Origin of the sequence: Merdimmobilis hominis (genome assembly GCF_900104615.1) — a bacterium.
Lineage (GTDB): Bacteria > Bacillota > Clostridia > Oscillospirales > Ruminococcaceae > Merdimmobilis > Merdimmobilis hominis.
This window is the reverse complement of the sequence record NZ_LT629939.1, coordinates 687,755-700,063: the sequence shown is the minus strand read 5'-3', so window position 1 is coordinate 700,063 and position 12,309 is coordinate 687,755. Positions and strand designations below refer to the sequence as shown.

Sequence of the window (12,309 nt, the reverse complement as noted above, 5' to 3'; positions counted from 1 at the left end):
TCGCCGCTGTGGAAGAGCTGGTGAAGGCAGGGGAAGTCCTTCTGCAAAAGGGGGGATACGTCCTCAGCCGGAGCTTGGGGCTGCGCCCCGCCACAGTGGTGAAGGTGCTGCCCGCCTTTGGCTTTGCCCGCCCCGACGGGGAAGAGGAGGATGTCTTTCTCCCCGGCCGGGCGATGAAAGGGGCTATGCCTGGGGACCGGGTGCTGATTTCCAGCCGCCGCTCCAACGGGGAGCTGACCGAAGCGGAGGTGGTCCGCATTCTCCAGGAGGGGGATTACCGGTTCACCGGCGTGGTGGTCAAGGAGGAGGGGAAGCTCTCCATCCTGCCCGACCGCCAGGTGCGGTTCGCAATTGAGATCGGCCGTTCCAGCAAGATCAAGGTCAAAGAAGGGGACAAGGTGCTGGCAAACCTCTGTTACCGGGGGGACCGGCATTTCTCCCACAAAGCGGCGGTGCTGGAGAACTTCGGCGACGCCCAAAAGGCCAGCGGCTGCTGTGAGGCTATCCTGGCCGCCAACGGCATCGAGCGCCAGTTCCCGGCCGAGGCCATCGCCCAGGCCCGGCAGATCGAGGCCGACGGCAGCCACCCCAAAGAGCTGGCCGCCCGGCTGGACCTGCGGGGGGAGGACATCTTCACCATTGACGGGGCCGACACCAAGGACATCGACGACGCCATCTCCCTGAAAAAGTTGGAAGACGGCTGGCTGCTGGGGGTGCACATCGCCGATGTCAGCTATTACGTCACTGCTGGCAGCCCCCTGGACCAGGAGGCGTTTGAGCGGGGAAATTCGGTGTATTTCCCGGGTTCGGTGGTGCCCATGTTGCCCCCGGAGCTCTCCAACGGCATCTGCTCCCTCAACCCCGGGGAGGACCGCCTTGCCTTCTCCGCCCTGGTGGAGCTGGGGGAGGACACCTCCATCCGCTCCTACCGGTTTGTCAAATCGGTGATCCGATCCCAGGTCAAAGGGGTGTACAGTGAGATCAACACCCTTTACGATGGCACCGCCTCCCCGGAGATCCAGGAAAAATACGGGGAACTGAAGGACACTTTGTTCCTCATGAAGGATCTGGCCTCCCGCCTTGCCCAGGACCGCACCCGCCGGGGCGCACTGGACCTGGAATCGGTGGAGTCCAAAATCAAGCTGGATGAAAACGGGGTCGCGGTGGATATCCAGCCCCGGATACAGGGCATCAGCGAGGGGATGATTGAGGAATTCATGCTGGTGGCCAACCAAGCGGCTGCCCGCTTTGCCGGGGAGAGGGGCCTGCCCTTTGTCTACCGGGTTCATGAGTCCCCCAACCCAGAGAAGCTTCAGAACCTCAAAGAGACGCTGGACGCCCTGGGCATCCCCTCCAAATCCATCAAAGCAGGGGTGGCCCAGGGGGAGCTGTCCCGGATTTTGCGGGAATCCCGCCAAACCCCCTTTGGCAAGATTGTCAACAACACTCTGCTGCGGTCGATGGCCAAAGCAAAATATTCCGAGAAGAACATCGGCCACTACGGCCTTGTCATGGCGGATTACGCCCATTTCACCTCCCCCATCCGCCGGTATTCCGACCTGATGATCCACCGGATTATGACTGCCAGCCTGACCGGCATGCGCAAAGAGAACATCGAGCGCCGGTTCCGGGAGCAGGTGGGCACAGTGGCCCTGCGCACCAGTGAACGGGAGGTGCGGGCTATGCAGGTAGAGCGCAGCTGCGACGACTGCTACAAGGCGGAGTATATGAAATCCCACCTGGAGGAGGAGTTTGACGGGGTGATCTCCTCTGCGGTGAACCATGGGGTCTATGTGGAGCTGCCCAACACGGTGGAGGGCCTGATCCGGGTGGCGGATCTGGGCGATTACCAGTACGACGGCAAAATGGAGTTTGTGGACCAGCACAGCGGCCGGAAACTGCGGGTGGGCGACCCCATCCGGGTGACGGTGGCTGGGGTGGATGTCTCCGCCGGGCAGATTGACTTTGTCCCTGCGGATGAGGGGGAAGGCCAGTAGGCCTGTCCCCTTGTAACCGGGGGAAAAGTGTGATACTATGGACGTAGCAATCTGATTAAACAGTGATATAGGAGGCTTCGTTATGAAAATTGTATTGCTGGAATCTCTGGGCGTTCCCCAAGAGGTGTTGGAAGAATGTGCCAAACCCCTGATCGATGCCGGCCACAGCTTTACCGCCTACCCCAAGGACACCGACCCCAAGGTGCAGATTGAGCGGGCTAAAGACGCCGATGTGATCATGCTGGCCAACATGCCGCTGAAAGGGGAGGTCATCTCCGCCTGCGATAACCTGAAATACATCGATATCGCCTTCACCGGCGTGGACCATGTGGATCTGGAAGCCGCCAAGGCCAAAGGGGTCAAGGTGAGCAATGCTGCCGGATATTCCACCCAGGCGGTGGCCGAGCTGAGCATCGCTATGATGATCTCCCTGCTGCGCAACGTTCCCCAGGTGGAAGCCCGCTGCCGTGCAGGCCAGACCAAAGACGGCCTGGTGGGCAGCGAGCTGGGCAGCAAGACAGTGGGCATCATCGGCACGGGTGCCATCGGCCTTCGGACCGCACAGCTCTGCAAAGCTTTTGGCTGCAAGGTGATCGCCAACGCTCCCCATCCTAAGAAAGAGGCCGAGGGCATTGTGGAATATGTGGACTTGGAGACTTTGCTCAAAGAGTCGGACATCATCTCCCTTCACTGCCCCCTCAATGACAGCTCCCGCGGGCTGATCAACAAGGAGCGCATCGCCCTGATGAAACCCACCGCCATCGTCATCAACGCCGCCCGCGGCCCCGTAGTGGATTCCCAGGCTCTGGCTGACGCCCTCAACGAAGGACGCATCGCTGGCGCAGGCATTGACGTCTTTGAGGTGGAGCCTCCTTTGGATGTGAACCATCCCCTGCTCCACAGCAAAAACACCATTGTCACCCCTCATGTGGCCTTCGCTTCCGCCGAGTCTATGGAGGCCCGGTGCCACATCGTATTTGACAACATCACCAAATGGCTTGCCGGTGAGCAGGTCAACGTGATCCTGTAATTCCAGCCGCTAAAGTGACAGCGGGCCCTGGCTCTGTCTCCCCATGGGAGGCGGCCAAGGCCCGCTTTTTTCTTTTGGGGCTGCGCCCCCAGCCAGGCGGGCTTTGGCAAGATTCCATCTTGTGATTAGTTTGTAGGGGAGCGCACCCCCACACCCCGATTATGCAGGCGCTCCGCCCTGCACCCGGCACTATTTTCTTCAGGAAAGTTTCCCTGATACCCGGTAGCCTGGGGCTTCCAGCCCCCGCACCCCCGGCCAGGCGCCTTTTTATGTGAAAAAGGCCCTGGACCCAAAAGCACATTTAAGGGGGGCCGAACCACTCGCGGCACAGGCGAAGTCAGTACGGTCAGCATCAGCTGACTGTGCCCCCTTAAAAATCCCCCTGTTCCTGGGATAGTATCATATAAAATTATGTATTTGTCTCCGTTTTGGGTTCTTCCAATAAAATGGTACCATGTTCTTCTTCAAATACCGAGATATATTTTTTGATTAAATGCAAAATCTGCCGATTCATTGATCGGCCCTCATAACGTGAAATATATAGAATTTTTCTATGTATCATGGCATCTATTCGAAGACTTAAATATTTCACCTTCGCCACAATCTCTCCCCCGCTTTCCAATTTGTAAATATTGTATCATGAAAGAGGGAAGAAAGGCGAATATGCGACCACTTGGTAGCAGAGTAGAAATAACTTTTACTATGCCCCGCGAGGGCATCCGCGAAGCGGAAAAATCCTTCGCTCGAGGCGTGGAGAGCCTCTAAGAGGGATTTTCCGAGCGTACTAATTGCCGCGAAGCAGGGGGGCCGGGGTCTCCCCGGCGAGCTTTTGTCCCTTTCTCTCGTTAGAAAGGCACCACGGGGGTTTGGGGGCGTGTAGCGCCCCATAAAACTGGCCTACAAGATGGAATCTTGAATGGGCGACCGGGTGCAGGGCGGAGCGCCTTCAAAAACGATTGTGAGATGGAATCTTGAATAAGACGCTGGGTGTGCAGGGGCGAGCAGCACCCCATAAATCAGTCGGATATGGCTACGATGGGGTCAAAAATATCATACTTACGGTAGTATTCCTTGGATTCCTCATCCCGTTCTACCGTGGCCTTGTTCTGGGAAAGGAGCCGGACAATCTCATAGGCGTTGATCCAGATTTCATTTTCCTCGGCTTGGGATTCATCGAAAATCAGCTGGATGCCGAAGTGAAGATGGGGCCGGGTCATGCCGTTGACGTTCTCGCTGGTGGAGTAGCCGGTCATCCCCAAGTAGCCGATGACCTCCCCAGCCTTGACCACCTTTCCTTCATATAAGTCTCTGTGATAGGGGTGGTCTTTGCGCATGTGGGCGTAGTAGTAATACCGTTTGCCATCCAGGCTGCGGATGCCAACCCGCCAGCCGCCGTATTGGTTCCAGCCCAAGTGCTCTACAATGCCGGATTCCACTGAGACGATAGGGGTGCCCACCGCCCCCAGCAGATCGTTGCCCAGATGCCGCCGGCGGTAGCCGTAATCCCGGGAGTTTCCGAAGTCGTCATAATGGCTGTAGCCGAATCCTTCTGCAATCGGGCAGTAGGCTTTAAGGCCGTATTTTTCCACGATGGTTTTTTCCCCAGGCCGGCTGGGATCGGGGGCTTCCTTGCGGTAGGGGCCGACCATCCCGCCCAGCACCGCTTCATAGGCTTCGGCATAATAGCTGTAGTATTTGTTGTCCGCCATCAATTCTTCAGCGGAGGTGGAGGAGAGGGTATCCGCCATCTTTTGCAGGTCAGCATACCGGTACTCTCCCCAATTCCCGCCATATTTGACCCCCAGACAGGCCAAAAGATCGATCCAGCTCACCGGGTGATTGGTGTCATAGGTGTCGATGTCCACTTCCAAAGCGGCGTTTAAGGCGGAGTAGGGGATGTCAAACTCCACCCATTTCAAGTAGCCTTCTGCCGGGAGGGATTCCTCTTCCTTGGGCGACAGGAGAAAGAGGGAGAGGCAGCACAAAAGCACAGCAGCTAGGCAGATTTTTTTCTTCACAAAGCTTCCCCCTTATTCAGACGTTCCTCTGAATTCATATGCGACGGGAGGGGGGAGGAATGCCCATACAGGGGATATTTTTGAAAACGATAGGGAAAAAGCCTCCCTTCCAGATGGAAGGGAGGCTTTTTCTCTTGGAAAGCAGGATTACTTGTTGAATACGTATTGGTCGAACCGGCGCATGGCCTCTTCGCACTGGCTTCTGGGGCAGGCCAGGTTCATGCGGACATGGGTCTTGCCGTTGAAGGTCCGGCCGTCGTTGACGATGACGCCGCAGGCATTCATCCGGTCCAGAACTTCCTGGATGTCCATGCCGCAGCCGGAGCAATCCAGCCACATTAGGTAAGTGCCTTCAGGGATATAGGTCTTGACCCCTTTGAAGTGTTCGGTGATGTAGTTGTATACATACTCCTGGTTGCCGCGGATGTAAGCATTGAGTTCATCCACCCACTCAGCACCGCCTTCATAAGCGCCGATCAGCGCGGTGCAGGACAGCACGTTGTTCTGGTTGTAATGAGGCATGGAGGCCACTTTGGCAACCCGGTTGCGGATGTACTCATTGTAAATCACCGAGTAGGAGCCCACCAGGCCGGCCAAGTTGAAGGTCTTGGAAGGGGCGTACATGGCCATGGTAATCTCCTTGGCCTTGTCGGAAACGGTGACGGTGGGGATGTGTTTCTTGCCGGAGGGGGTGAAGTCCGCCCAGATCTCATCGGCCAGCAGGATGACTTTGTGCTTGTAGCACAGGTCGACAACTGCCTCGATCTCCTCTTTGTCCCATACGCGGCCGGTGGGGTTGTGGGGAGAGCAGAAGATGTACAGGCCGATCTTGTTCTCCACGATCTTCTTCTCCATGTCCTCCAGGTCAAGGCGGAAGATACCGTCCTTATCCTGCACCAGTTCGCTCAGGCACAGCTGGCGGCCCAACCCTTTGACGGTGTTGGTAAAGCCGGTGTAGGTGGTGGCGTTGCAGAGGATCTGGTCGCCGGGCTGGGTAAAGGCGGAGATGCAGGAAGCCACGCCGCCCAGGACGCTGTTTTGGTAAGCGATGTATTCTTTCTTCAAGGTGTCGTTGCCAAAACGGGTTTTGTGCCAGTTGATGATGGCGTTAAAATACCGGTCGCTGAGAATGAAGTAGCCGAAGATGGGGTGTTCAATTCTCTCTTTCAGGGCGTCAATCACCGAAGGGGCGGTGGCGAAGTCCATGTCCGCAACCCACATGGGAACGATGTCGGTGGTGCCGTGGTCTGCAGCGGGCTTATCCCATTTGCTGGAATCCTTGCCAATGCGGTCCCATTTTTTGTCGAAATCGTATTTCATTTCAATCTACCTGGCCTTTCTTACAATATTGGAAAAAAGTAGTTCACTGCAAAGCGGCAGAACCGCCTTTAAAACGGGGAAAAAGCCCTTGTTCAGCGCGTAAACAATAGCCTTGTATCAGGATAGCACTGTGCCAAATCAATTGTCAATAGAAAACAAAATAGATAATCCCTATAGAAAATAGCCTTCTATAAAGGAAGAAAATACCACTTTTCTTTTCGAGAAAACACTGGGAGGACTACCGCCCCAGGCCCTCCTTCAGTTCTACAAACTGGCGGATCAGCTTCACCGCACCGTCGATGCCGATGAGGCCGCTGTTGATGCACAGGTCATAGTTTTCCAAGTGGCCCCATTTGCGGCTGGAGTAATAGTTATAGTAGCTGGCCCGTTTTTTGTCGATCTTATGGACGGTATCCTCTGCTTTTTCAGGCGAGATACCGTATTCGGTGGTAGCCCGTTGGATTCTTTTTTCCAGTTCCGCATGGATAAAGACCCGCACTAGGTCTGGGTTTTCCCGCAGGATATAATCGGCGCAGCGCCCCACGATGACACAGGGGCCCTCTTTGGCAAACTGCTTGATCAGATCCGCCTGGACAATGAAGAGGCGGTCGTTCATGGGCAGGTTGTAGAGGGTGGGGCCGGTGCCGGTGTGCAGGTTGACCATGCCGGTGGATAGGGAGTACAGCAAGCTGTTGCTGGCCCGCTCATCCACTTCTTTTAACAAATCTGCGCTCATGCCGCTTTTTTCTGCAGCGAGGGCAATCAATTCTTTATCATAAAAGGGGATGCCCAGCTCCTTGGACAGTTGCTCGCCGATGGCTTTGCCGCCGCTGCCGTACTGTCTGCCGATGGTGATGATGGTGTTGTTGCTCATGTGGATCCCTCTCTTTCTCATAGGCGGATCATCGCTGGTGCGCAGTTGATCCTTTCTTTAAGGATAGCACAAAATTATACAACATACAATATAAAATAGATATTATATTGTAAAATTTTAGATAGATTGATGATAATGTACCCCTGTTTTTGGCGATTCTATTTGAGACTTCCCCTGCATACAATGGGGAACAAGGCCAAACGACAAGGGAGTGGATTGCATGCAGGAACAATTGGACCGTATGATAGAAGACCTAAACCGGGAAATCGATATTTTTTTAAATGCTTGGAGCAAAACCGGGGTGCAGCGGGAGATGAAGGACCTGCAGATGCAGCTGGGCAACGTAAAACGCCAACTCTCCGCTATCCGGCTGGGGGAACGGGAGGCTCGGCTCAATCTGCAATCGGTGCGGATGGCCCAGCGCTCGATCAACAATGTACAGCGGATGATGCGCCCCTCCATGCTGCGCCCGCGGCCCATGTGGGCCATCAACCGCACCCAGGGTATCGCCCAGCGGATGGGGCGGATTTTTCAGTATGTCCAGAGCCAATCCCAGCAGCAGCCGCAGCAGCAGAACCGGTTCCAGCAGTTTTCCCGGCAGCAACAACAGCCGCCGGTGGAGAAGACCCCCACCCCCCGCAGCCAGCCAGGGAACTTTTCCCGGAGCTTTTCCCCTTTCCGCACTGGGGTGTACAACGGGGATGGCACCCCCACAGCCCAGCATGTGGAGGACGATCTGCCCGAGGAATTGGGCGGCGGTGTGGAGTACCAGCCCAACAAGACCTTTACTCCCCAAGAGCTGGCACGGTTTTACAATGGGATGGGGGGCCGGCCAGCCTACATCGCGGCAGCGGGGTATGTATTTGATGTGACCGCCCATCCTTCCTGGCGGGCGGGGAGCCACCACGGCATATTAGCGGGCCAAGATGTGACTGACCGCCTGCTGGAAAACCACCCGGAGGGTTTGCAGATGCTTTTGGAGAACCTACCTGTGGTGGGCCGCCTGCGCCCCTCCCCAAAGAAAGGGTTTTAGGGGGCACTTTGATAAAAAAAGCCGGCAGAACCCGAGCACCGGCCGATGGGTTCCGCCTTTCCTAGATTGTGTTCGGGTGGAAGGATAAAGCCCCTCTGCTCCCCAAGGAGCAGAGGGGCTTTATCGCGCTGTCAGCTGTGGAGGGCTTTGCCCCCAAATGGATCCAATGGGCCAGCCATTCCCGTCCGAAGCTTGGAGTCCAACCCGCCGGCGGGCGGTACGTAGCCGCTGCATTTAGGGTCGGGCGATGTAAGCAAAGCCCACTGCACCCGGCCCAGCGTGAGCGCCGATGACCGTCCCCACCTCCACCTGGACGGCGCCCGTGCAGTCCACGCCCTGCTGGCGCAACAGCTGAACAAACTGGTTGAGGCCCTCCGGGGAATCGGCGTGGGCGAGAGCGATCGGGTAATCCGGATCGGCGGGACAGGCCCGGTACTGGTCCAGCATCCATTGGAAGGCCCCGGAAGAGCCTCGGGCTTTGGCCACAGCCTCCAATTTTCCATCCACCAGGGAGACAAGAGGCTTCACCCCCAGCAGTTCCCCGATGACCGCAGTGGCGGCGGGGAGGCGTCCCCCCATTTTCAGGAATTTGAGGGTGTCCACCATGGCAAAAAATTTCATCCGGCCTTTGAGTTCCTCCGCTTTGGCGGCGATCTCTCGGGCGGAAGTGCCCTCGTCCCGCATCCGCGCCATCTGGGTGAGCAGCAGGGCCATGCCAAAGGTGGCGCTGTGGGAATCCACCAGGAAAATCCCCTCTTCCCCAGCCATTTGGGCGGCGATCACCGCCGATTGGTAGGTGCCGCTGATCTGGCTGGACAGGGTGAGGACCACAATCTCATCCCCCTGGGCCCGGTAAGTTTGAAATAGGGAGAGAAATGCCTCCGGGTTGACCTGGCTGGTGGTGGGCAGGGACTTAGCCTGGCGCAGCCGGTCATAGAATTCCCGCCGGCCCATACCGGTGCCGTCGGCATATTCCTGCCCGTCGAAAATCAACTTTAACGGCAGCACATCAATGTGAAGGCGCTGGGCCTCTTGAGGGGTGAAATCACAGGTGCTGTCGGTGATGATGCGAATTGCCATAACTGTTTGCCTTTCCGCCCTGCGGAACCCGCTGGGGCTTAGGTTTTTTCTTTGTTTTTGAAATACCGCTGGATGGAGTGAAGGCCCCGTGTCAAGGCCACCAGTTCCTCCGGGTTCAAAACTTCAATGATCGAGGCGGCCATCTCGTGGTGGAAGTGGCTGTGAATCCGGTTGACCTCCAAGGCGGATTGGGTGGGGAAGAGGCGGACCACCCGTTTGTCCCCGCTGTCCCGCCGCCGCTCCAGGTAACCTTTGCGTTCCAAGGTGTTGACCGCCACCGTCAACGTGCCGGCGGTGACCCCCAATGCTTCGGCGATGGCGCTGGCCCGGTTGTCCCCACCGGTTTGGGAGGCGTTGCACACCGCTTCAATGATGTGAATCTCCTTGATGGAGAGGTTTTTAAACTCGTTGCTGCTCAGGCAGTGCTCTTCAATGCGCAGTATGTCGTTGAACAGGTTGACCAGAAAATCATTGAGCTGGGTATAGCTGTCCTCCGGCATCCTTTCATCCCCTTCCCAAAATAGTTTGAACTTCAAAACAATTGTATCATAACACAAACGGATGGGGTTGTAAAGCGGGGCTGAAACAAAACCGGCGGCACAAACGGCCGCCGGATGAGGGGTTATAGGCTGTAGTAGTCCCGGTTTTCGTTTTGCAAAAGGTCGATGGCCCGGGCCAGCTGCTGGGTCATGGTCTCTTCATCCGGGGCGCTGGCCACCACGTTGATAAAACCCGCTTTATCTTCGGGGGAGAGGCAGGCAAAAAAGTGCTGGGCCGCCGGGTTCTCCGCCAAAGCCATGCTGAAGTTGATGGGGATAATCTCCGGTTCTCCATAGTTCTGCAAACAATCACCTCCTTTGGGCTGTTTGGTGTTAGTTTGACCCAAATGGCGGCGAAAGATGCGGCTTTTCCGCAAATTTTGGGGGAATGGGAACAGGAGTGTCCCTCTCTTAGTATTTTGGTGGGATACAGGGGATTTTTTCCGACTAATTTGCCAGGATATATCGCGAACAAATATTCCTTATTTTCTGCAATCCGGTTGATTTTAGCCGCCTGGTGAGCTATAATGTTTGTAATGTGGGCTGGGGAGAAGAAGGGGAAGAACCCTTGCCCGGCCGCACATATTTGCCCTGTGACACACAAGAAATTGAGAAAACAAACGCCACTGCGCCGCCTTGGGCTGCGCCGCTGGATGATGGAGGAGAAAACGCCTATGGCAGACAAGGACAAGGCACAAGCGCTGGAAACTGCGCTGAACCAAATTGAAAAACAATTCGGCAAGGGCGCGGTGATGCGCCTGGGGCAGAATTCCACCATGAATGTGGAGGCCATCCCCACCGGGTCGCTGGCGCTGGATATCGCCCTTGGCATCGGCGGCGTGCCCAAAGGCCGCATCATCGAGATCTATGGGCCGGAGAGCTCCGGCAAGACCACCGTCGCCCTGCACATCGTGGCGGAGGCCCAGAAGATGGGCGGCGACGCGGTGTTCATCGATGTGGAGCATGCCCTCGATCCGGTTTATGCCCAGGCGTTGGGGGTGGACATCGATTCCCTGCTGGTCTCCCAGCCGGACACCGGTGAGCAGGCGCTGGAGATCGCCGAAGCCTTGGTCCGCTCCGGTGCCATCGATGTGGTGGTGGTGGACTCGGTGGCCGCCATGGTCACCAAGGCGGAGATCGAAGGGGAGATGGGCGACTCCCATGTGGGTGTCCAGGCCCGCCTGATGAGCCAGGCCCTGCGCAAGCTGACCGGTGCCATCAGCAAATCCAACTGTGTGGCTATCTTCATCAACCAGCTGCGGGAGAAGATCGGCGTGGTCTACGGCAACCCGGAAACCACCCCCGGTGGCCGGGCCCTGAAGTTTTATTCCTCGGTGCGGCTGGATGTCCGCCGGGTGGAACAGCTGAAGCAGAACGGCGAGGTGGTGGGCAACCGCACCCGGGTGAAAGTGGTGAAAAACAAGGTGGCCCCGCCCTTTAAAGAGGCGGAGTTTGACATCATGTACGGCCAGGGCATCTCCAAAGAAGGGGAGATCCTGGATATGGCGGTGAAGCTGGACATCATCAACAAATCCGGCGCCTGGTTCACCTATGGCGACGCCCGGTTCCAGGGCCGCGACAACCTGAAGGAATACCTGAAGGAACACCCCGATATTGTGGAGGAACTGGCCCAGAAGATCCGGGAGAACGCCGACAAACTGACCGGGAAACCTGCCAAAAAAGGTGGAAAAGCTCCGGCAGCGGCAGCTCCCGCCCCGGCTCCTGCGCCTTCCACTGCCAAAATTGACATCACGGTGGAGGATGAGGCGTAAGGATGCGGATCACCGACCTTTCCCGGACCAAACGGGGCCGCTACGCCGTAAGCGTGGAGGGGCAGTACCTTTTTTCGCTGCACGAAGAGGTCTTTTACACCGCTCGCTTGGCGGTGGGGATGGATCTTTCGGTGGAGGAATTGGAGGCGCTGCGCCGGGAATCCGATTATAAAACCGCCAAAGAGCGGGCGCTGCGGCTCCTCTCCGCCCGGGGATATACCGCCCATCAGCTGAAGGAGAAGCTCTCCCGCTACGCCGATGAGGAGGCTTCCCAGGCGGCGGTGGACCGGATGGAGGAGCTGGGCTTGGTCAACGACGGGGACTATGCCTTCTGCTGCGCCCGGGATCTATACAACCTAAAGCATTATTCCCCCCGGCGGATCGAGCAGGAGCTGCAAAGGAGGGGCATCCCCCAGGACATCTGCCGGGAGGCCGCCGCCCAGTTCGACGAGGAGGAGACCCAGTCCCAGCTGGAGGGAGTCATCCGCCGCAAATACCTGCGGTACCTGGGGGAAGAAAAAGGCTGGAATAAAACAGTCGGGGCCCTTTCCCGGCTGGGGTATTCCTACGACCAGATTAAATCCGCCATCCGGCGGGTCATGGAAGAGGAAGAGGCGGATTAGCCTTTTCCCAAGTTGCCGGGAAC

11 protein-coding genes are annotated in these 12,309 nt (G+C 57.1%); 5 read left to right on the top strand and 6 right to left on the bottom strand.

The features are described 5' to 3' along the window. Positions 1 to 1,997, top strand: a 1,997-nt coding sequence (gene rnr, locus BQ5353_RS03425; RefSeq protein WP_071427313.1) for a ribonuclease R, incomplete at its 5' end; no start/stop codon positions are given. Positions 1,998 to 2,079: 82 nt separating this feature from the next. Further along, the gene (locus BQ5353_RS03420) at positions 2,080 to 3,027 is read left to right on the top strand and encodes a 2-hydroxyacid dehydrogenase (protein ID WP_054330750.1); all 948 of its coding nucleotides are present in this window, start codon (positions 2,080 to 2,082) and stop codon (positions 3,025 to 3,027) included. Positions 3,028 to 4,043: 1,016 nt separating this feature from the next. On the opposite strand, the gene BQ5353_RS03415 is transcribed toward BQ5353_RS03420, so the two are convergent. The 3 genes from BQ5353_RS03415 to BQ5353_RS03405 all read right to left on the bottom strand — a co-directional run bounded on the left by BQ5353_RS03415 (position 4,044) and on the right by BQ5353_RS03405 (position 7,239). Beyond that, entirely contained in the window at positions 4,044 to 5,045 is a 1,002-nt protein-coding gene (locus tag BQ5353_RS03415; protein WP_054330753.1) for a M23 family metallopeptidase, read from the bottom strand. Between the two features lie 147 nt (positions 5,046 to 5,192). Beyond that, positions 5,193 to 6,365: a MalY/PatB family protein gene (locus tag BQ5353_RS03410; RefSeq protein WP_054330754.1), complete on the bottom strand. Its 1,173-nt coding sequence runs from the start codon at positions 6,363 to 6,365 to the stop codon at positions 5,193 to 5,195. A 238-nt stretch (positions 6,366 to 6,603) separates the two neighbouring features. Further along, positions 6,604 to 7,239: a cytidylate kinase-like family protein gene (locus BQ5353_RS03405; RefSeq protein WP_054330755.1), complete on the bottom strand. Its 636-nt coding sequence runs from the start codon at positions 7,237 to 7,239 to the stop codon at positions 6,604 to 6,606. A 220-nt stretch (positions 7,240 to 7,459) separates the two neighbouring features. Here BQ5353_RS03405 and BQ5353_RS13265 point away from each other — a divergent pair, with 220 nt between their 5' ends. Continuing rightward, the gene (locus tag BQ5353_RS13265; RefSeq protein WP_233424494.1) at positions 7,460 to 8,272 is read left to right on the top strand and encodes a cytochrome b5-like heme/steroid binding domain-containing protein; all 813 of its coding nucleotides are present in this window, start codon (positions 7,460 to 7,462) and stop codon (positions 8,270 to 8,272) included. Positions 8,273 to 8,506: 234 nt separating this feature from the next. Here the strand turns inward: BQ5353_RS13265 and BQ5353_RS03395 are convergent, their stop codons facing one another. The 3 genes from BQ5353_RS03395 to BQ5353_RS03385 all read right to left on the bottom strand — a co-directional run bounded on the left by BQ5353_RS03395 (position 8,507) and on the right by BQ5353_RS03385 (position 10,196). Further along, the gene (locus BQ5353_RS03395) at positions 8,507 to 9,352 is read right to left on the bottom strand and encodes a DegV family protein (protein ID WP_071427312.1); all 846 of its coding nucleotides are present in this window, start codon (positions 9,350 to 9,352) and stop codon (positions 8,507 to 8,509) included. A 38-nt stretch (positions 9,353 to 9,390) separates the two neighbouring features. Next, positions 9,391 to 9,852: a MarR family winged helix-turn-helix transcriptional regulator gene (locus BQ5353_RS03390; protein WP_054330757.1), complete on the bottom strand. Its 462-nt coding sequence runs from the start codon at positions 9,850 to 9,852 to the stop codon at positions 9,391 to 9,393. 122 nt (positions 9,853 to 9,974) lie between these two features. Next, the gene (locus BQ5353_RS03385; RefSeq protein ID WP_054330758.1) at positions 9,975 to 10,196 is read right to left on the bottom strand and encodes a YdeI/OmpD-associated family protein; all 222 of its coding nucleotides are present in this window, start codon (positions 10,194 to 10,196) and stop codon (positions 9,975 to 9,977) included. Between the two features lie 369 nt (positions 10,197 to 10,565). Here BQ5353_RS03385 and recA point away from each other — a divergent pair, with 369 nt between their 5' ends. Next, positions 10,566 to 11,663, top strand: coding sequence for a recombinase RecA (recA, locus tag BQ5353_RS03380; RefSeq protein WP_074026304.1), 1,098 nt, complete (start codon positions 10,566 to 10,568; stop codon positions 11,661 to 11,663). A gap of 2 nt (positions 11,664 to 11,665) precedes the next feature. Beyond that, positions 11,666 to 12,286 carry a regulatory protein RecX gene (locus BQ5353_RS03375; protein ID WP_071427311.1) on the top strand — a complete coding sequence of 207 codons (621 nt, stop codon included), beginning with the start codon at positions 11,666 to 11,668 and terminating at the stop codon, positions 12,284 to 12,286. Positions 12,287 to 12,309: the final 23 nt, after the last annotated feature.